This is a genomic window from Thiocapsa rosea (assembly GCF_003634315.1).
Taxonomy (GTDB): domain Bacteria; phylum Pseudomonadota; class Gammaproteobacteria; order Chromatiales; family Chromatiaceae; genus Thiocapsa; species Thiocapsa rosea.
In genome coordinates, this window is record NZ_RBXL01000001.1 from 405,855 (window position 1) to 425,785 (window position 19,931).

The window sequence follows — 19,931 nt, forward strand, 5'->3', positions numbered from 1 at the left end:
GTTAGCTGTTAGCTGTTAGCTGTTAGCTGTTAGCTGTTAGCTGTTAGCTGTTAGCTGATAGCTGATAGCTGGATGTTGATTCCCGGAAATCGCCTTAGCTGTCAGCTCAAGGCTGGAGGCTGGAGGCTGGAGGCTGGAGGCTAGAAGCTCGCCCCCACCCCGCCCGAACATATTGCACCGCAGCATATAGCGCCGCACCGGCTTGGCCGCTAGAATCGGGTCCAACCTGTTCGCCGAACCCGGAGCACCGCATGACCAATAGCTTCAACGCCAAAGCCACACTCGACGTCGCCGGTACGGACTACGAGATCTTCAAGCTCGACGCCGTCCCCGGCAGCGCGCGACTGCCCTTCTCGCTGAAGATCCTGTTGGAGAACCTGCTCCGCAACGAGGACGATGTCACCGTCACCCGTTCGGACATCGATGACCTGGCCAACTGGGATCCGAAGGCCGAGCCCTCCAAGGAGATTCAGTACCGCCCGGCGCGCGTGCTCATGCAGGACTTCACCGGGGTTCCGGCCGTGGTCGATTTGGCAGCGATGCGTGATGCGATGAAGGCGCTCGGCGGCGACCCGCGCAAGATCAACCCGCTCCAGCCCGCCGAGCTGGTCATCGACCATTCGGTGCAGGTCGATCATTTCGGCTCGAACGATGCGTTCGCGCTCAACGCGGAGCTTGAGTTCCGGCGTAATCAGGAACGCTACACCTTCCTCAAGTGGGGCCAGAAGGCGCTCGACGGCTTCAAGGTGGTTCCGCCGGACACCGGCATCGTGCATCAGGTCAACATCGAGTATCTCTCGCGCGTCATCTTCCCCAATCCGCTCGACGGCCGCACCCAAGCCTATTTCGACACCTGTGTCGGCACCGATTCCCACACCACCATGGTCAACGGGATCGGCGTCTTGGGCTGGGGTGTGGGCGGGATCGAGGCCGAGGCATCCATGCTGGGCCAACCGGTCTCGATGCTGGTCCCCAAGGTCGTCGGCTTCAAGCTGACCGGCACCCTGCGCGAAGGCGTCACCGCGACCGACCTCGTCCTGACCATCGTCGACATGCTCCGCAAGCACGGCGTGGTCGGCAAGTTCGTCGAGTTCTACGGCCCGGCGATCGCGACCCTGCCGATGGGCGAGCGCACCACCATTGCGAACATGGGGCCTGAGTACGGGGCCACCTGCGGCCTCTTCCCGGTCGATCAGGTCACGCTCGACTATCTGCGCCTGACCGGGCGCGACGAGGCGCAGATCGCCTTGGTCGAGGCTTACTGCAAGGCGCAGGGCGTCTGGCACACGGCCGATGCCGCCGAGGCCGATTACTCCGAGACATTGGGGCTGGATCTGGGCGATGTGGTGCCCTCGCTCGCCGGCCCGAAGCGTCCGCAAGACCGAGTGCCGCTCACGGAGATGGCGAGCCACTTCCCGGCCGCACTGGCCGCGCTCAAGAAGGAGCGCAACATCCCGAGCAAGGGTCCCGCAACGGTGGTCATGGACGGGCACGAGGTCGAGCTCTCCGACGGCTCCATCGTGGTCGCAGCCATCACCTCCTGCACGAACACCTCCAACCCGAGCGTCATGCTCGCCGCCGGCCTGGTCGCCAAGAAGGCCGCCGCGCTGGGGCTCAAGGCCGCACCCTGGGTGAAGACCTCGCTCGGCCCGGGCTCGATGGCCGTCACGCGCTATCTGGATCGCGCCGGGCTCACCGAGCCGCTCAAGGCACTGGGTTTCCACAACGTCGGCTACGGCTGTACGGTCTGTATCGGCAACACCGGCCCGCTGCCCGCACCCGTCTCCAAGGCCATCGCGGACAATGACCTCTGCGCCGTGTCCATCCTCTCGGGCAACCGCAACTTCGAGGGCCGGGTCCATGCCGAGGTGCGCATGAACTATCTGGCGAGCCCGCCGCTGGTCGTCGCCTACGCCATCGCCGGGCGGATCGACCTGGACCCCTACAAGGATCCGCTGACGACCGCCCCGAACGGCCAACCGGTCTATCTCAAGGACATCTGGCCGACCCAGGACGAGGTGAACGCGGCCATCACCGAGAACGTCACCGTCGATGAGTTCACCTCCGCCTACGCGGACGTCTACGCCGGGGATGCGCGCTGGCAGTCGATCGAGGTGGCCGCCAGCCAGACCTACGCCTGGCCGGCCGACTCGACCTATATCCGCAACCCGCCTTATTTCGACGGGATGACGCTGGATGTATCCCCGGCCGAGGACATCGCGGGTGCGCGTTGTCTGGCCGTGCTCGGCGATTCCATCACCACCGATCACATCTCCCCCGCCGGCTCCATCAAGCCCAACTCGCCGGCCGGCAAATATCTGATCGAAAAGGGCGTGGATCCCAAGGACTTCAACAGCCTGGGCTCGCGACGCGGCAACCACGAGGTCATGATGCGCGGCACCTTCGCCAACATCCGACTGCGCAACCTCATGGCGCCGGGCACCGAGGGCGGCGTGACCCTGCATCAGCCGGGCGGCGAGGAGATGTCGATCTACGACGCGGCAATGCAGTACCAATCCGAGGGCACGCCGGTGATCGTCATCGCCGGCAAGGAATACGGCTCTGGCTCCTCGCGCGACTGGGCGGCGAAGGGACCGCGTCTCTTGGGCGTGCGCGCCGTGATCGCCGAGAGCTACGAGCGTATCCATCGCTCCAACCTGGTCGGCATGGGCATCCTGCCGCTCGAGTTCCTGCCGGGCGACAACGCCCAATCGCTGGGCCTGACCGGAACCGAGCAGTTCGACATCACCGGGCTCGACAACGCCGAGGCGAAGGCGGTCACCGTCAGCGCGACAGCACCCGACGGGTCGGTGAAAACCTTCAAGGCCAAGGTGCGCATCGACACCCCCAACGAGATCGACTACTACAGGCACGGCGGGATCCTGCCCTACGTCCTGCGTCGACTCGCGGCCTGATCCGATGGCGATGGATCTCACCGGCCTGACCGCCATCTCGCCCGTCGACGGGCGTTATGGCACCAAGACGACCGATCTGCGACCGATCTTCAGCGAATTCGGGCTGATTCGCTACCGGGTGCTGGTGGAGATCCGCTGGCTGCAAAGCTTGTCGCGGCACCCCGGAATCCCGGAGGTGCCGGTCTTTTCGGCCGAGGCCGACCGGCTGCTCGACGCCATCGCCGAGCAGTTCGGCATCGCGGACGCGCAGCGGATCAAGGACATCGAGCGCACCACCAACCACGACGTCAAGGCGGTCGAGTACTACCTCAAGGAAAGGGTTGCCGGGCACCCCGAGCTCAACGCGGCAAGCGAGTTCATTCACTTCGCCTGCACCTCCGAGGACATCAACAACCTCGCCCACGGGCTCATGCTGAGCGCCGGGCGGGAGCAGGTCCTGCTGCCCGAGATGGACGCCGTCATCGCGGCCGTGCGGGACTTGGCGCATCGCTACGCGGATCAGCCGATGCTGTCGCGCACCCACGGACAGCCGGCCACGCCGACGACGCTCGGCAAGGAGATGGCGAACCTCGTCCACCGGCTGCGCATCCAGCGCGATCACGTCGCCGGGGTGACGTTGTTGGGCAAGATGAACGGCGCGGTCGGACATTACAACGCCCATCGTGTCGCCTATCCGGACGTCGACTGGCCGGACTTGACCCGTGGCTTCGTCGAGTCTCTCGGGCTCGCCTGGAATCCCTACACCACCCAGATCGAGCCCCATGATTACATGGCGGAGCTGTTCGATGCCCTCGCGCGCTTCAACACCATCCTGATCGACCTCTCGCGCGACCTTTGGGGCTACATCTCGCTGGGCTATTTCAAGCAGCGTACCGTCGCGGGCGAGGTCGGCTCCTCGACCATGCCGCACAAGGTCAACCCGATCGACTTCGAGAACGCCGAAGGCAACCTCGGGATCGCGAACGCCATCCTCGGACATCTGACGGCAAAGCTGCCCATCTCGCGTTGGCAGCGCGACCTCACCGACTCCACCGTTCTGCGCAACCTCGGTGTCGGCGTCGCCCACACCAGCATCGCGTTGCAGTCGGCGCTGCGCGGAATCGGCAAGCTGGAAGCCGATCCCGCACGGATGGCGGCCGATCTGGATGCGAACTGGGAGGTCTTAGCCGAGCCGATTCAGACCCTGATGCGCCGCTACGGCGTCGACCGCCCTTACGAGCGGCTGAAGGAGCTGACGCGCGGGCAGCGCATCGGACCGGACGCACTCAAGGTTTTCATCGATGGATTGGAGATCCCGCAAGAGGCGAAGGCCGAGCTCGCGGCACTGACACCCGCAACCTATCTCGGGGATGCCGCTCGGCTTGCACGTGAAATCTGAGTAGTGGGACAATAAAAAAGCCGCTCACGTCGAGACGTGAACGGCTCTCCCATAAGCCCCGGTCGGGGGGATGAGGCTTATTGGACCCTACCGCGCAGATCACTTCAGTGATCTGCGCGGTCTTAAACGGGGACAGTCGAGAGGTCGAAGAGATGAGCGGGATTGATCGCTCGCCCGGCACAAGGCTAGGCGATCGATACAGACCCGGCTTTGGAGCAGAGTGTCAGCTTCCTTCGTACTCGGCGAGGATCCTCACACGACGCTGCTGCACCGAGAAGATGTCGTACTCAGGCAGCATATTGCGCTTGCCTTCGCTTGTGACCGACACGATATCGCTCGCCGGGATACCCTTGCTGATCATGTAGTTCCGGACAGACTCCGCGCGACGCATGCCGAGCGCCATGTTGTACTCGTCCGAGCCCTTGGCATCGGTATGACCGACAAGCGAGATCTCTTCCCGGACCGGCGTCGCCTTCACCTGAGCGATGTAGTCGTCCAGGCGTTGCAGCTCGGCATCGTTGACGACGTTGGCCATTTCATACTTGTCGAACTCGAAGTTCAGACGGACGGTAAATTCTTTCGGAACAATAGCAGCCTTGACGCAGGGCTCCAAGTCATTGGGGCCATGCAGACTCTGCCAGCATTCACCGTAGCTGGTCACCCACGCCGTGCCTACGGGCTGAGCGGACCAGAAGTGCTCATAGTTGTAGTCGGCCTGAACCGACAGCGGAGCGGCCAATGTGACGGCCATCGCGAGCGGGGCTGCGAGCGCGGCCAGCCTTGAGGTCTTTTTCTGTTTGCGCATCTTTTGGTTTCCTGTTCAGGTGGATGGATGATGATTCAAGCGTCGGCTTTGGCTTTGGCCTTAGGCGGAAGACATGTCAGGAAAAAGCAACATCATCGTCTTTGTATCGCTCGTTCGCCGCGGGTCTGCCGTCTTACTTCAGCTCATCGATTAAGATTGGGCGCGGACAGCATAGACAGACCGCACTTGGGACAACGACATTTTAGCCTACAACAGGCACAAAAGTGCAACTTTTTTCGCCGTGCGAAACATATTTGCAACGACCGCTTCCCGAATACCACATCAGCCGACGGAAAAGCGATCCTCGAACCCAGCAGCGACGTGGCATGCAAAGGATCGACAAGCATTGTTGTTAATTCACAACTTCAACATCGGAGCAGGGCGGGACGTGTTTTCCCGGTCGGACCCGGTAGACATCGACGCACGGTAAGATAGGACAGGAGCACAATGACGTGAATGGGTCTCGCCAACAACAACCCGGCCCCAGAAGACTCGCAACACGAGGCGAGATGCGCGACGCGGGGATTGCGATCGCACAAGGGGCGCGAAGGGAGCTGCTTGTGTTCGATCGTACGCTCGACCTCGATCTGTACAACACCCAAGAGTTCATCGATGCCGTGAAGTCGCTTGCGCTCGCACGGCCGGACTCTCCAGTACGAGCCCTCTTGAGCCTCCCGGACAAACGCCACCAAACCGGGAACCGCATCGTCGGACTGACGCAGCGGCTGAGCTCGAGGATCGCGATCCGGCGCCTTGCCGACGACGCTCCGGATCGTCCCGATGCCTTTCTGATCGCCGACCGACACGCCTACCTCAAACGGCCATTCGCGGACGACAGCGAAGGCCTCGTCGATATGCACGGGCGACGGGAAGCCCATCGGCTGCACGTCGACTTCGAGCAGATGTGGGAGCACGCCGAGACCGACATCGAGATCCGCCGCCTCCACCTCTGAAGACTCCGCACCGGGCGCTCCGGTGCGCGTGCTGCGTCCGACCCGCGTCGCGGGTCAGCGTCGCTCGCTCAACAGCACGCGATCGGTCTCTCGCGGTCCCACATAGATCTGACGCGGGCGGGCGATCTTGTTGCCGGGCACCTGCTCCTGCTCCCACCAGTGGGCGATCCAACCGGGGAGCCGGCCGATCGCGAACATGACCGTGAACATGTTCACGGGGATCCCGATGGCCCGCAGAATGATCCCGCTGTAGAAGTCCACGTTGGGATAGAGCTGCCGATCGATAAAGTAGGGATCTTCGAGCGCGATCTCCTCGAGCCGACGCGCGATGTCGAGCAACGGGTCCTTGACGCCGAGCTGCGGAAGGAGACGCTCGGCGACATTCGCCAGCATCCGTGCGCGCGGGTCGAAATTCCGGTAGACCCGGTGACCGAAACCCATCAGCCGGACCTTGCTGTCCTTGTCCTTTGCCAACCGGACATAGTCATCGGGGTCATCTGTCCCTGATGGATCTGCTCGAGCATCTCGAGCACGGCGACGTTCGCCCCGCCGTGCAACGGCCCCCAAAGCGCGCAGACGCCTGCTGCACAGGAGGCGAAGAGATTGGCCTGACTGGAGCCGACCATACGCACCGTCGAGGTCGAGCAGTTCTGCTCATGATCGGCGTGCAGCAACAGGATCAGATTGAGCGCGTCTCGAACGATCGGCTCGCAGACATGCTGCTCGAAGGGCTGGGAGAACATCATGTGCAGAAAGTTCGGCACGTATCTCAGCTTGGGATCCGGATAGATATAAGGCAGACCTCTGGAGTGGCGGTAGGCGTAGGCGGCGATGGTGCGGATCTTACTAATCAGTCCGGCGGCAGCGATCCGCACCGAATCCTTGTCCTGGAGCTCGAAGATCTCCGGATGAAAACAGGACAAGGCATTGATCATGGCCGAGAGGATGGCCATCGGCGGCGCCGCGCGCGGGAAACCCTCGAAGTGATGCTTCATCCCCTCGTCGAGATTGGCGCACCCGGTCAAATCCGCGGCAAAGGTGTCGTATTCCTCCGGGCTCGGCAGATGCCCGAAGATCAGGAGCCAGGCCACCTCGACGAAGTTCGGCGCCGCCTCGAACTGCTCGATCGGGATACCTCGGTAGCGCAGGATCCCCTGCTCGCCATCGATAAAGGTAATGGCGCTTTGGCAACTCCCGGTATTGCCGTACCCCGGATCAAGGGTGATCAAGCCCGTTTCCGCGCGCAGGTTTCGGATGTCGATTGCGCGCTCCCCCTCCGTTCCCTCGATGATCGGGAAACGATAGGTCGCGTCGCCCACGGTCAAGGTCGCTTCGTTGGACATGACAGTCTCCAAGGGTTGAGGGGGAATTCATGCGGATCGGTGTTCGGGCTTGTCATGCCTCCTGCCTCCTGCCTCCTGCCTCCTGCTTCCTGCCTCCTGCTTCCTGCTTCCTGCCTCCTGCCTCCTGCCTCCTGCCTCTTGCCTCCTGCTGTTAGCTGTTAGCTGTTAGCTGTTAGCTGTTAGCTATCAGGCTTCATCCGTTCCCTGAAGGCTGAAGGCTGAAGGCTGGAGGCTGGAGGCTGGAGGCTGCCCGCGAGCAACCATCAAATCTCCGAAACGACCTTATCGTAAAACGTCAAATAGTCATCCGGCGTCGCGCCCTCGCGCCACTCGATTGCGGAGCGCGGGTGTTGATTGAGCTGCCCGGTGATGTTGTAGGGAACGGACGGCCCCCAGTCCAACTCCTTGCGCAGCGGCAGCATCCGGTTCTGGATGACCTCGATGATAGGGCGAACGTTGAATTTCGGATTGCGCAGAAAACCGAGCAGCAGCTCGGTATGGCAGTTCCCGGCGCCGCGGCCGAAGCCGAAGATCGTCGCGTCGACCCGGTTGCAGCCCAGGATGATGGCCTCGATGGTGTTGGCGAAGGCCAATTGGAGATTATTGTGGGCATGGATGCCGATCTCCTTGCCGGTGCCTTCGAGTGCGGCGGTGTACTTGCGGTAGAGCCGGTCGATCTGCTCGCGGTAGAGATAGCCGAAGCTGTCGACGATCACCATGGTGCTGGCCGGCGTCTCGGCGATGGCCTCGAGCACGGTATCGATCTCGGTCTCGCTGATGTTGGAGACCGCCATCAGGTTCGCGGTTGTCTCGTAGCCGAGCTCGGTGGCATGGCGGATCATATCGACCGCCTCGGACACCTGATGGGCGTAGAAGGCGACGCGGATCATCGAGAGCACACTGTCGCTTGCGGGGATGAGCTGGGTCTGCCAGTCGCTCTTGCCCGCATCGGCCATGGCGGCGAGCTTCAGCCCGGTCGTCTCGGCATCGTGATCGCCGACGACGCGACGCAGATCGGCCTCGTCGCAGTGGCGCCAAGCACCGAACTTGTCCTTCGGGAAGACACGCGGCGAATTCTTGTAGCCGATCTCCATGTAGTCGATGCCGGCTTCGACACAGGCGCCATAGATGGCGGCGACGAACGCGTCGTCGAAGCGGTGGGCATTGACAAGACCCCCATCGCGAACGGTGCAATCGAGCACCTTAAGCTCGGGTCGGAAGGTAATCCAGGGGGCCTTTTCGGACATCAAACATGCTCCGGAGAATCATTGAAGATCGGGCATTTTGAGGCTCCGACGACTTCTGAGCAAACCCGCCGTCAACGGACTCGAAGCCGGACGCAACCCAAGGCGCAACCCAAGGATCAATTCGGCAATCAGCGTGTCGCCGGACCCTCCGCCGAGGCGATCAAGGCCATCCGCACCAGCTCGGCAAGCGAGTCGGCCCGCATCTTCTCCATGACCCGGGCGCGATGTGCCTCGACCGTCTTGGCGCTCACGCCGAGCGCAGCGGCGATATCCTTGTTCGACTTGCCGTCCGTGACCATCGCCATGACCTCGTGCTCGCGCGGCGTCAGCTCGGCGAGCCGCGTCGCGATATCGGCCCGTGCCGCCTGGTCGGCACGGTGTCTCTCGTCGTAGTCGAGTGCGCGCCGAATGCTGCGCAGCAGATCTTCGTCGTGAAACGGCTTCTCGATGAAGTCGACCGCTCCCGCCTTCATCGCTTTGACCGCCATCGAAACATCGCCGTGTCCGGTGATCATGATGACGGGCAGACGATAGCCTTCGCGCGCGAGGTGGCTTTGAAGCTCCAAGCCGCTCATCCCGGGCATCCGAACATCGAGCAGAAGACAGCCCGCACGTCCCGGATAATAGCTCGCGAGAAAGACATCGGCCGACTCGTAGGTCTGGACCGACATCCCGGTGGATTCAATCAGCCACTGCAGAGAGGTCCGCATGGCTTGGTCGTCGTCGACGACGAAGACGGTTGCGTCGTTGGTCATGTCAGGCTCTCCAGGAGCTCGGATTTACCCGCGTCCGCCGCGTCGGGCCTGTCGGCCTGCGCGAGCGGCAGCGAGACATAAAAGGTCGAGCCCTGTCCTGGCTCGGATTCGGCCCAGATGCGGCCGTCGTGATTCTCCACGATGGTCTGGCTGATCGCCAAGCCCATCCCCATGCCGCCCTCCTTGGTCGTGAAAAAGGGATGGAAGAGATGCAGGATGCGATCCGCGGTGATTCCGGGGCCGGTATCCTCGACCTCGACGATAGCCTGATCCCCCTCCACCCGGGTGCGGATACACAGACGGCGACGCTCTTCGGGCGACTCCTGCAGGGCATCGATCGCGTTGCGAACCAGGTTCAGCAGCACCTGCTCGATCTGGACCAGGTCGACATTGACGGGGATCGGATGTGCGCCCGGATCCAGCTCGATCTGCAGTGCCATCCGCGTGGTCTCGAACTCGACAAAGGAGCACACCTCGCGCACCAGATGATTGAGATCGGCGTCGGTGCGGATCGGCGGTTGCTTGCCGACCAGGGCGCGCAGACGACGGATGATCTCGCTTGCGCGCTGCGCCTGCACCGTGATCTGGCCCATGGCGCCGACCAAGTCCTCGGTCTTGGACGAGGCGCTCTGCAGACGGCGAGAACAGCCGTTGGCATAGTTGACGATCGCCGAGAGCGGCTGATTGAGCTCGTGCGCCATGCCGGTGGCCATCTCGCCCATGGTGCTGAGTCGGCAGACATGCACCAGCTCGGCCTGATGCTGGCGGGCCTCCTGCTCGGCGCGGCGCACCGCGGTGATGTCGCGGGCATAGATGTTGAGATAGCCCAGATCCCGAATGGGCGCGAACAGCAGCGAATAGACCTGTCCCGCGATCTCCTGCTCCCGCTCTTGGGGCTCGCCGCTGTCGAGCGCCACGGCGATCTCCTCGCGCCAATCCTCCGGCAGGCACTCGCCGGGTTCCGCACCCCAGGCCTGCAACAAGGGTCGACTGGCTCGATTGGCATACACGATCAGGCCGTCGCCCGTCACCCGCAGGATCGGGTTCGGGCTCTCGCTGGCGAACCGCGCGAGGCTCTTGATCTCGCGCTCGGCCTGCTTGCGCGCCGTAATGTCGTGGATGTAGAGCGTGTAGAACCGCTCGGACTCCAGGTCGATCGGCACGATCGAAATCTCCACCGGGATCTCCGAGCCGTCCGAGCGCAGCGCCACCAACTCGCCGCGGCCCTGAGGCTCGCGGTGCAGGTGGCGCGAGCGGTCGAGGAGTCGCTGAAAGGCCGGGCGTGCGATCTCGGGCAAAAAACGCTCGGCAAAGACAGTCCCCGAGGCATCGCCGCGATCAAGCCCCAGCACCCGCTCGGCAGACGGATTAAGCTCGATGATCCGACCGCCGTGATCGAGCGTCACGATCGCATCCAGAGACGCCTCCATGACGGCCGCCTTGAGCGCCTCGCTCTCGCGCATCTCCGCCTGATGCTTGATGCTCATCTCCTCGCGCGCCTTGAGCACCAGTTGCGTGAAATGTTGGATCCATTCCTCGAGCAAGAGCAATTGGTTGCCGTCGCGATGGAACCCGGGCTCCGGAATACCGAGCGCACGTTGCGAGAACCGCGTCATGCGCTTCAGCACCGCGTTCAGTCGCGACGACACCAGATAGATGACCGCGGTAAAGACCAGGATGTAGACCGCAGCGGCGATCCCGCGCTGGCGGCGCTCGAAGATACGGACATGCCGCGACATCTTCTCCACCGCGGCATGCGGGACAAAGGTTGCAAACAGCACGCTGGAGTCGGCACCCTCGTACTCCGCCATGGACTGGGAGGTGACCAGGTAGCTTTCGGACCAGTCCGAGAGCAGGCTTCCGGGCACCAGCATCTCGGAGTCGACGCTCGCGATGATCCGCTGATCGGCCCCGTCCACCAAAGCCACCGCGGCGCGCCCGACATAGACGCCGCGTTGAGAGGAGGCCAAAAAGGCGTCGTCCACGGGCACCAGCACCACCAGATGCCCCATCGCGTAACCGCCGGCATCCTCGACAGCATCGCTGCTGAGCAAGTAGAGTCCGTCGTCGAATCGCTCGATGACGGAGCGTACCTCCCGCACGTTGAGCAAGCGCGTCGGGATCCGGGTCGCGATCTCCTCGGGCAACGGATCGTTGCCGGATTGAAAGACCTCTCGCACACGCCCCTGCGGATCGGTGAGCAGCACATGACTCGGAGGACTCAGCGCCTCGCGATCGAAGAAATCCGGGAGCCAATGAGGGCGAAACTCCTTGTAGATGACGGGAACGGCGGTGTCGTCTTCGAACCAGAACAGCGGCTCGAGATATTCCGAAAGGCGTCGGTGGTTGGCCAGCAGGCGCGTGGTCGCCCCGTAGTTGGAGAGATAACGGTCGAATCGAATCAGGCTCTCGCGTGCACGCTGGTCGAGCTGCGCTTGAAGCTCCTGCTCGAAGATCTTGTCGACCTGACGGCTCTGCACCTGATCCAGAAGCCCCCATACCGCGAGTCCCACGGCAAGCCCGACCAGGATCGCGATCACGGGCATGGGTACACGCCGGAACAGGACGAACAGGATGGATTTGACGGAGAGCCGCATGAAACCGCGTCCGGAGTGTACGAAACCGACGTTGAGTCAGGACCGGCCTCCAGTCTATCGGCCGCCTTTTCCTCGACGCGGTTTCAGTGAAAAATCATAAGACCTAAGCCGCGTCCAGAGCGAGATGCCGGTCTTCTTGTGAACTCGACGGTTGGCGCATCCACAACCCTTGGCAGGGACGCGGCTTAAAATGATCTGTTTTTTAGAATCTTAAACCGCGCCGACTCCAGCGATCGTGGCGTCTGCCGGGGCCGACCCCATCCACAAACATCGCATACCGCGCCGGGCGCGGTTTAAGGACACCATGGACCTCGACATCAGCCTTGCCAAGACCCCTTCCCTGCTGCGCCGTATCGGGGCACTGCTCTATGACAGCGTGCTGTTGCTCGGCGTTCTGATGTTCGCCGTCATGCTGGTCGTGATCCCCTACACGAGCCTCACGGGTGCCTCGCCGAACGAGCATCCGATCCATCTGGCCCTCATGCAGATCTATTTGGCGATCGTGATCTGCGCGTTCTACGTCTACTTCTGGACCCATGGCGGCCAGACCCTCGGCATGCGTGCCTGGCGGTTTCGCGTCATCCGCGACGACGGCGAGAACCTGAACAAGGGCGATGCGCTCAAGCGCTTCGGATGGGCCGTGTTGAGCCTCTTGCCGGCCGGACTCGGCCTCTGGTGGAGCCTGATCGACCGTGACGGTCTGGCCTGGCACGACCGCCAATCGCAGACTCGGCTGGTGATTCTGCTGCCATCCGGGAAGAAACCCTGAGGCGCTGTCTCTAGTGCAGCACGGCAGATGTGTCGAGACGGTTCGTTGTCATTGTCGTTGTCGTTGTCGTTGTCGTTGTCGTATATCGACTATCGAATACGACTACGACAACGACAACGACAACATAAAACCACCTCGGACGGTCTCGGAATCTCTGCACTGCTCCACTAGCCTACCCTGCGCAGCAAGAACAAGGCCCCGGCGATGAACAACAGCGGCGGCATGATCGCCGCGACCAGCGGGTTCAACCCGAACAGCAGCGCGACGAACGCAAAGGTGCGGCTGACCAGATAATAGAGGATACCGACCAGGACACCGACGAAGATGCGCGGACCAAGCCCGGTGGTGCGCGCCGATCCGAGGATGATCGGAATCGCCACGAAGATCATCGAAAGCGTCAGGACCGGGTGCAACACCTTGCCCCAGAAGACCACCTCGTAGGGTCCGGCATCCTGCTTGTTGATCGTCATGAAGCGGATGTATTTGTAGAGTCCCCAAACCGGGAGCACCTTCGGATCCACGACCACGACCTTGAGCAGCCCAGGATCCAGCATCGAGCTCCATTCCGCCCGCTCCATGCACTCCACCTCGACCCCCGCCGCACTCACCCGGCTGCGCGCGATGTCTTCCAGCACCCAACCGGCCTCGCTGTAGCGCGCACCCGCGGCGTGGGTCGCGACCAGGGAGCCCGCATCCGCGTCAAACTGATAGATGAAGATGTCGCGCAGGCGCGTCGGCGAGGCGATCTCGCGGATGTTGACATAGGCGCGATCGTCGATAGCCCAAAAACCATAGGCGGTCTGCTGGGTGACGTCGCCCGAGAGCGCTTGTCGGCGCAGCTCGAGGCCGCGCTGCTCCGCAACCGGCGCGATCACCTCCCCGACGAACACCGCGAGCGCCGCCAACAGCACACCGCCGAGCAGGCCGGCCCGAATGATCCGTGCCACCGAGAAGCCGGCGGCCCGCATCGCCACCAGCTCCGAGCGACTCGCCAAGGCCCCGAGGCCGATCAAGGCGCCGATCAGGGTCGCGATGGGAAAGACCTGATAGGCATAGCGCGGCAGGCTCAACGCCATGAACACCAGCGCATCCGCAAGGCCGTAACCATCGACCCCGACCGCGTCGATCTCGTCGGCGAGGATGAAAAAACCGAGCAGCGGCAGCAGGATCCCGAGCGTGAGCAGGGTCCCGCCGATGACGGCACGCGCAAGATAGCGTTCGAGGATGATCACGGCGTCGGGCCTTGCGCCACGACCGGGGCGCGGCCGCAGGCCGCGCGGATGGCGGACCCGGCTCGGCACGACGGACCCGCGGCGCAGTCATGCCGACGGGCTTCGACCGCGCGGTCTCTTCCGGTAGACTCGTTGTTCGACATCAAAAGCACCAGATCCGTTCAACAGGAGTCCGACGATGGAATTCAGAATCAAGACCGGCGAGATCGCGCAACTCAAGACGCCCTGTATCCTGATCGGGATCTTCGAGGGGCGCAAGCTCGCCGGACCCTCCGCCACGCTCGATACCGCCACCGGCGGTCGCCTGTCCGAGCTGCTGAAGAAGGGCGACATGGACGGTCGACTCGGCGGCACCCTCATGCTCTACGACCTGCCCGGTCTGGCAAGCGAGCGGGTCCTCGTCGTCGGATGCGGAAAACACAAGGAATTCGGGCGCGACAACTATCGCAAGGCACTCATCGGCGCGGTGGCTGCACTCCAGCAGACCCATGCGGGCGCCGCACTCTGTACCTTGCCCGAACTCGGTCCCGACGGCCTCGACCTCTACGCCGCCGTGCGCGACCTGGTGACGACCGCCGAGGACAAGACCTATCGCTACACCTTGACCAAAAAAGACGACAAACAGGCACCCAAGACGCCGCTGAAGCGGCTCGACGTCTGGCTCTCCGAGAAGGCCGACGCGCAAAGCGCCGAGCAGGCGATCCGACACGGCAGCGCCATCGCAGCCGGCATGGCACTCTCCAAAGAACTGGGCAATCTGCCCGGCAACATCTGCACCCCGACCTATCTCGCCGAGAAGGCCCTGGAGCTCGGCGAGCGCTACGAGCGTTTGGAGACCGAGATCCTCGAAGAGGCCGACATGGAGGAACTCAAGATGGGCGCCCTCCTCTCGGTCTCGCGCGGGAGCCGCCAGCCGGCCAAGCTGATCGTCATGCACTACCGCGGCGGCGAGCCCGACGCCAAGCCGGTCGTCCTGGTCGGCAAGGGCCTGACCTTCGACACCGGCGGCATCTCCATCAAGCCCGCTGCCGACATGGACGAGATGAAGTACGACATGTGCGGAGGCGCGGGTGTCTTCGGGACCATGCTCGCCGCCTGTGAGCTGGGCATGCCGATCAACCTCGTCGGCGTCGTTCCATCCTCCGAGAACATGCCCGACGGCGACGCCAACAAACCCGGCGACATCGTGACCAGCATGTCCGGACAGACCATCGAGGTCCTCAACACGGATGCGGAGGGCCGACTCATCCTCTGCGACGCGCTCACCTACAGCGAGCGCTTCGACCCTGAGCTGGTGATCGATCTGGCCACGCTGACCGGCGCCTGCGTGATCGCACTCGGCAAACATGCCTCCGGCCTCTTTACCACGGATGATCATCTCGCCGAGGAGATCCTCGCGGCCGGCCAAGCCGCCGCCGATCGCGCCTGGCGCATGCCCTTGTGGGACGACTACCAGCAGCAGCTCGACACCAACTTCGCCGACATGGCCAACGTCGGCGGCCGCGAGGCCGGCGCCGTCACCGCTGCCTGCTTCCTCGCGCGCTACACCAAGGCCTATCGCTGGGCGCATCTGGATATCGCCGGAACCTCCTGGCTGAGCGGCAAGGAGAAGGGCGCAACCGGACGGCCGGTTGCCTTGCTCACACAGTTCCTGCTCCGGCGCGTTAGTGGTTAGTGGTTAGTGGTTAGTGGTTAGTGGATCGACCATAGACACGGGAGACGCCGTTCAGAATGTTGATTTTTTATTCTGAACCGCGTCAGGGACAACGTCGTTGGTAACCTCGACGCCCAACCCGACCCGAACCGCATCATGGACTGTGGACGCGGTTCAGTTGCGCTTGATGAGCTCGCGCAGAAGACTCGGGTTCGGCAGGCCGCGGACGATGAGTTCCGGATCGTCCCCGGAGGTGTAGATCTTGATGTCGCCGGCATTCAGGATGCGTTGCAGGAGGCTTTGATGGAGTCGCACCGTACGCACCGAAGACAGCTTGATCTCGGTGTAGCTCTTGCTGAGAAGACCATGGGTCCAAACCAGCTCGTCGTCGCGGATGACGAGATGGTCGGAGCGGGTGGCCAACCACCAGATGCACAGCTGCAGCAAGGCGAGTCCGGCGACGACCAGGCCCGAGATCTTGACGATCCGCTCATCGAGCGGCTCGGGCAGTGGAACCGGGATCAATGCCGGACCCATCACGGCGAACAGGATCCCCGCCAGCAACAGGACGATCATCAATGGGGTCGAAAAAGGACGAATTCGCAACATCGAGGGATGAGCGTCGTAATGAATCTCGGACATCGGCATCTCCTGTCTCTTTGCCTGGAGGATCGGTCGACATGTCTCGTCGCCGCGTCCCGCACGACCTGAGCACGAGATCACCCCGTGCGGGTGGGGTTACTATACCCAGAGCAGCGAGAGATTTCGCGCGATCGCATGTCGAGTTGTTTTACTTATTTTTGAGCCGTTCCTAAGCCTCCCCCATGACACCCTTCTCCTTGTTGCGGACCTCCTCGGGTCCAGTCCGCTCGCGGCTGCTTCGCGACCTCGTGTTGCTGGTGCTCCTGACCGTCGGTCTCTTGGTGGCCATCAATATCCTCTTGATCAACCTTATCAAGGAGGATCTGGCCGAAAGCCGCATCGAGGCCGCAACCGCACTGGTTCGCGACGAGGTTCGTGGTCTCCTGGTGCCGGTCGAGCAGCAGCTCCTGATCATTCGCGACGGTCTTGTCGCCGCCGGCCTGACCCCGGCCGACGAGGGCGCCTTGAATCAACGCTTGACCCCGATCCTCGCGCACATGGGCCAGATCGCAGCCGCGATCGATGCCTCGGCCGAAGGGGCCGAGTATTTTCTGCGCCGCGACGGCGACGGTTGGATGAGCCGACTGCAGGAAGCCGGGACGGGACAGCCGGTGCGCGTCACCCGCTGGGACGCCGAGCTGCGTCCGCTGGAGACGCGCGACGAGGCAAGCGAGCACGACCCGCGCACACGCCCCTGGTTCAGCGCGGCGGCCGACCGACCCGGCACCCTGCTCTGGACCCGACCCTATGTCTTCGAGTCGACCCAAGTCCCCGGACTCACGGCATCTTTGGGTTGGATGCAGTCGGGACAGCTGCGGGTGACCGCCTTGGACGTCACCATCCAGACCATCGTCGAGAGCATCGAGCGACATGCCGTCGCCGCCGAAGGACGCGGTTTTCTCTTCAGCGGTGCGGGCGGCGTCTATGTTCCCGAGGACGACGCACGAACGCCGGATCCGGAACGGGCCAGCGGCTTCTTCTCGGCCCATCTCACACCCGGCGGCCCCTTGGCGTTCGACGCGGTGTCGGCCTGGAACCTGGCGGGCCGACCGTCACAGGGTTTGATCCGTTTCAACAGCTCGGGGGTTCAGTGGTGGGGCGGCTTCAGACCACTGACCGAGGACCTCTCGGGCGGCTGGTCCGGCGTTGTCCTTCCTGTCTCCGAGACCCTCGCGATCCTCCAGAGCCGGTGGCATATCGTCGCCCTCACCGTGCTCGGCATCCTGATGGCCAGCCTGGCCATGACGACGCTCGTGGTGCGCAAGTACCATCGCCAACTGCGCGACATGCCCAAGCTCAGCATCGACCGGCGTCGCGCCGAGGATGATCTGCGCGAGCTGGTCGCCTCGGGCGAAAGCACGCATCTGGAGTTCAAATCCACCATGCGCATGAACCTGCACAGCAAGGTCACGGGTCGGGAGATCGAGATGGCTTGGCTGAAGGCCGTCGCGGCCTTCCTGAATTCGGAAGGCGGGATTCTGTTGCTCGGGGTATCGGACAGCGGAGCTGTACTGGGCTTGGAGGCCGACAAGTTCGAGAACGAGGACAAGTGCAGACTGCACTTCAAAAACCTGCTGAACCACCATATCGGGGCCGAGTATGCGCGGTTCGTGCGCTTCGATCTCTATGATTTGGACGATCTGCGCGTGGGAGCGGTCGAGTGCGAGCGTGCGGACACGCCGGCCTTTCTGCACGATGACAAGAATCGAGAGTTGTTCATCATCCGCAACGGTCCGTCGAACATCGAGCTGCCGATCAGCCGTGCGCTCAAATACATACGAGGTCGGTTCTAGCTTGAACCGCGTTTTGGGAGGGTATGCGCGGGGTGTCGCTTGTGTCGCTGTCGGGACAACTTTGGAATGCCGGAGCGACGCGGTTCAACGATTCTCAAAAAAGATCTTTGAACTGGGTCTCGGCCACGTTGCCGGTCTAGGCGAGAGTGATCGCGCCCCGACCGGCTTTTTATCGCACCGGACGCAGTTCGGAGATTAGAGCTGCCGGATCTGGGTCGGGAAGGCCGTTGCGGTCCCGCTGTCCTTGTTCTTGTCCTTGGTACAACCTTCGCCGGCTTGGGCGGTCATGAGGGAGCCGGCGACCAGCATGGCACCAAGGAGAACTGCGGTGGCGAGGGTGGAGAGACGCATGGACATGGGCATAAATCCTCGATCGGGTCAGGTTGGGAAGGTGGGATTCGGCGAGCGGTCGGCTCGCTTCTCCCGCCTAACGTAAGCTAGGGGCATCCGAGTCAAGCACAAGCCTCGACCGCACGCGTTGCGATGCGAAATGTCAATCGAGTTTTCAGGGAAATCGGTGCGCCGCCCGCCGTTCGACCCGTCCACGCAGGTCCGGACCCGAGAGTCGAGACCGGTCGAACGCAATGTGCCGTACGTCCGATAAGGCTCGCTCCGGATCGGCTTAGAATGCATGCCTTGCAACGATAGAAAACCAGACGAGCCATCGCCGGGGCCTTCGGATATGAAGAAGAAGGATGTCGCCTTGCCTGACCCCATCGAGCTGCGGGGATTCAATCGAACCCTGGCGGAGATCGAGTGGCTCTTGTTGGTGCTCGTGCTGGTCTATCTGGTGCTGCCGGACGAACCCGTCGAGCAAACCTTGGGCATCGCCGCCGCGATCGCGGTCTTCGCCGTCTTCATCCTGGGCTTTCGTTACCTGAACCTGTTCACACTACCGGCACGCTGGAAGCTCACGATCGAAACCTGGGCCATGTTGGCCTTCACGGCCTTCGTGGTTTGGCACACGGGCAAGGTCGACAGCCCGCTGATCAGCCTCTTCCTGCTGGTCATCGTCTTCAGCGCCCTCACGCTCGGCAAGCTGATTACACTCCTCGAGGTGGCCCTCATCGCCAGCTTCTATCTCTTCGCCGCTTACACGGCCGCGGGAACCGAGCTCTTCGCCTATTCGACCTTCAGCCGCCTGATGCTGCTGTTTGCGCCCGTCGCCTTGGTCGCCTATGTCACCTCGCTGATCGCCTCGGACATGAGTTTTTCGCGCACCTTCGTGCAGCGCCTCTCGGAGACCGACGAACTCACCGGGCTGCCGAACATGCGCGCCTTCTCGGTCGCCCTCGCGCGCCATAAGCAGGCCGCCGTTCTGCGCGACCGCCCCTTCGGCGTCATGATGGTGGACGCGGATAACCTCAAAGAGGTTAACGACCGCTATGGCCACAGCGTCGGCAACCAGGTCATCCGCGCCGTCGCCGAGGGGATCCGTCGGAGCATCCGCAGCGCGGATCTGGTCGCGCGCTACGGCGGCGACGAGTTCATCCTGCTCCTTCCGGATACCACGGAGCAGGCAGCGCACGAGGCCGGCGAGCGGATACGCATGATGGTCGCCAGCACCCTGATCGACACCGGAAAGGACGCGGTGACCACAACCGTGAGCATCGGCTATGCCACCTATCCGAGCATGGCCACGGAGGTCGACGACCTCATGGTGCGCGCCGACGAGGCGCTCTATGCGAGCAAACGCGCCGGACGCAACCGCATCTTCGCCTTCAGCGAGATCGCCGAGATGGCCCGTGCCCCGCATGACGATCCGGATACCCGTCGAGAGCCTTTCGGCTAAACCGCGCCGACTCCATCCGCCGTCAAGTCGGCCGGGGCCGATCCCATCCAAGAACA

Annotated in this window: 14 protein-coding genes and 1 pseudogene; 7 read left to right on the forward strand and 8 right to left on the reverse strand. The window is 63.1% G+C overall.

The genetic code is table 11. The features are described from left to right. The first annotated feature begins 251 nt into the window (after positions 1-251). A complete protein-coding gene (gene acnA / locus BDD21_RS01810) occupies positions 252-2,915 on the forward strand; it encodes an aconitate hydratase AcnA (protein ID WP_120795682.1) in 2,664 nt (887 codons plus the stop codon). Positions 2,916-2,925: 10 nt separating this feature from the next. After that, entirely contained in the window at positions 2,926-4,293 is a 1,368-nt protein-coding gene (gene purB, locus BDD21_RS01815; protein ID WP_120795683.1) for an adenylosuccinate lyase, read from the forward strand. A 223-nt stretch (positions 4,294-4,516) separates the two neighbouring features. On the opposite strand, the gene BDD21_RS01820 is transcribed toward purB, so the two are convergent. Continuing rightward, positions 4,517-5,098 carry an OmpA family protein gene (locus BDD21_RS01820; protein ID WP_120795684.1) on the reverse strand — a complete coding sequence of 194 codons (582 nt, stop codon included), beginning with the start codon at positions 5,096-5,098 and terminating at the stop codon, positions 4,517-4,519. Positions 5,099-5,607: 509 nt separating this feature from the next. Between BDD21_RS01820 and BDD21_RS01825 the strand changes: the two genes are divergently transcribed. After that, positions 5,608-6,051: a DUF7931 domain-containing protein gene (locus BDD21_RS01825; protein ID WP_120795685.1), complete on the forward strand. Its 444-nt coding sequence runs from the start codon at positions 5,608-5,610 to the stop codon at positions 6,049-6,051. Positions 6,052-6,105: 54 nt separating this feature from the next. On the opposite strand, the pseudogene BDD21_RS01830 reads toward BDD21_RS01825, so the two are convergent. The 4 genes and pseudogenes from BDD21_RS01830 to BDD21_RS01845 form a co-directional block, all read right to left on the reverse strand. Next, positions 6,106-7,394 (reverse strand): annotated as a pseudogene (locus BDD21_RS01830) (citrate synthase). A 263-nt stretch (positions 7,395-7,657) separates the two neighbouring features. Further along, positions 7,658-8,641, reverse strand: coding sequence for an aldolase catalytic domain-containing protein (locus BDD21_RS01835; protein ID WP_120795686.1), 984 nt, complete (start codon positions 8,639-8,641; stop codon positions 7,658-7,660). Positions 8,642-8,769: 128 nt separating this feature from the next. Then, entirely contained in the window at positions 8,770-9,396 is a 627-nt protein-coding gene (gene fixJ, locus BDD21_RS01840) for a response regulator FixJ (RefSeq protein ID WP_120795687.1), read from the reverse strand. Continuing rightward, a complete protein-coding gene (locus BDD21_RS01845; RefSeq protein WP_120795688.1) occupies positions 9,393-11,993 on the reverse strand; it encodes a PAS domain-containing sensor histidine kinase in 2,601 nt (866 codons plus the stop codon). Before BDD21_RS01845 ends, fixJ begins: the two co-directional genes overlap by 4 nt. A gap of 304 nt (positions 11,994-12,297) precedes the next feature. Between BDD21_RS01845 and BDD21_RS01850 the strand changes: the two genes are divergently transcribed. After that, positions 12,298-12,762: an RDD family protein gene (locus BDD21_RS01850; protein ID WP_120795689.1), complete on the forward strand. Its 465-nt coding sequence runs from the start codon at positions 12,298-12,300 to the stop codon at positions 12,760-12,762. A 167-nt stretch (positions 12,763-12,929) separates the two neighbouring features. Here BDD21_RS01850 and lptG read toward each other — a convergent pair whose 3' ends face one another. Further along, the gene (gene lptG, locus BDD21_RS01855) at positions 12,930-13,994 is read right to left on the reverse strand and encodes an LPS export ABC transporter permease LptG (protein ID WP_120795690.1); all 1,065 of its coding nucleotides are present in this window, start codon (positions 13,992-13,994) and stop codon (positions 12,930-12,932) included. A 178-nt stretch (positions 13,995-14,172) separates the two neighbouring features. Here lptG and BDD21_RS01860 point away from each other — a divergent pair, with 178 nt between their 5' ends. Beyond that, positions 14,173-15,669, forward strand: coding sequence for a leucyl aminopeptidase (locus tag BDD21_RS01860; protein ID WP_120795691.1), 1,497 nt, complete (start codon positions 14,173-14,175; stop codon positions 15,667-15,669). 153 nt (positions 15,670-15,822) lie between these two features. Here the strand turns inward: BDD21_RS01860 and BDD21_RS01865 are convergent, their stop codons facing one another. Further along, positions 15,823-16,290: a PH domain-containing protein gene (locus BDD21_RS01865; RefSeq protein ID WP_120799693.1), complete on the reverse strand. Its 468-nt coding sequence runs from the start codon at positions 16,288-16,290 to the stop codon at positions 15,823-15,825. Between the two features lie 182 nt (positions 16,291-16,472). On the opposite strand from BDD21_RS01865, the gene BDD21_RS01870 reads away from it, so the two are divergent. Next, positions 16,473-18,083, forward strand: a complete 1,611-nt coding sequence (locus tag BDD21_RS01870; protein WP_120795692.1) for an AlbA family DNA-binding domain-containing protein — start codon at positions 16,473-16,475, stop codon at positions 18,081-18,083. A 195-nt stretch (positions 18,084-18,278) separates the two neighbouring features. Here the strand turns inward: BDD21_RS01870 and BDD21_RS27680 are convergent, their stop codons facing one another. Further along, positions 18,279-18,440 carry a hypothetical protein gene (locus tag BDD21_RS27680; protein ID WP_170164665.1) on the reverse strand — a complete coding sequence of 54 codons (162 nt, stop codon included), beginning with the start codon at positions 18,438-18,440 and terminating at the stop codon, positions 18,279-18,281. Between the two features lie 325 nt (positions 18,441-18,765). Between BDD21_RS27680 and BDD21_RS01875 the strand changes: the two genes are divergently transcribed. Beyond that, on the forward strand, positions 18,766-19,875 hold the full coding sequence (locus BDD21_RS01875; protein ID WP_120795693.1) for a GGDEF domain-containing protein: 1,110 nt from the start codon (positions 18,766-18,768) through the stop codon (positions 19,873-19,875). Positions 19,876-19,931: the final 56 nt, after the last annotated feature.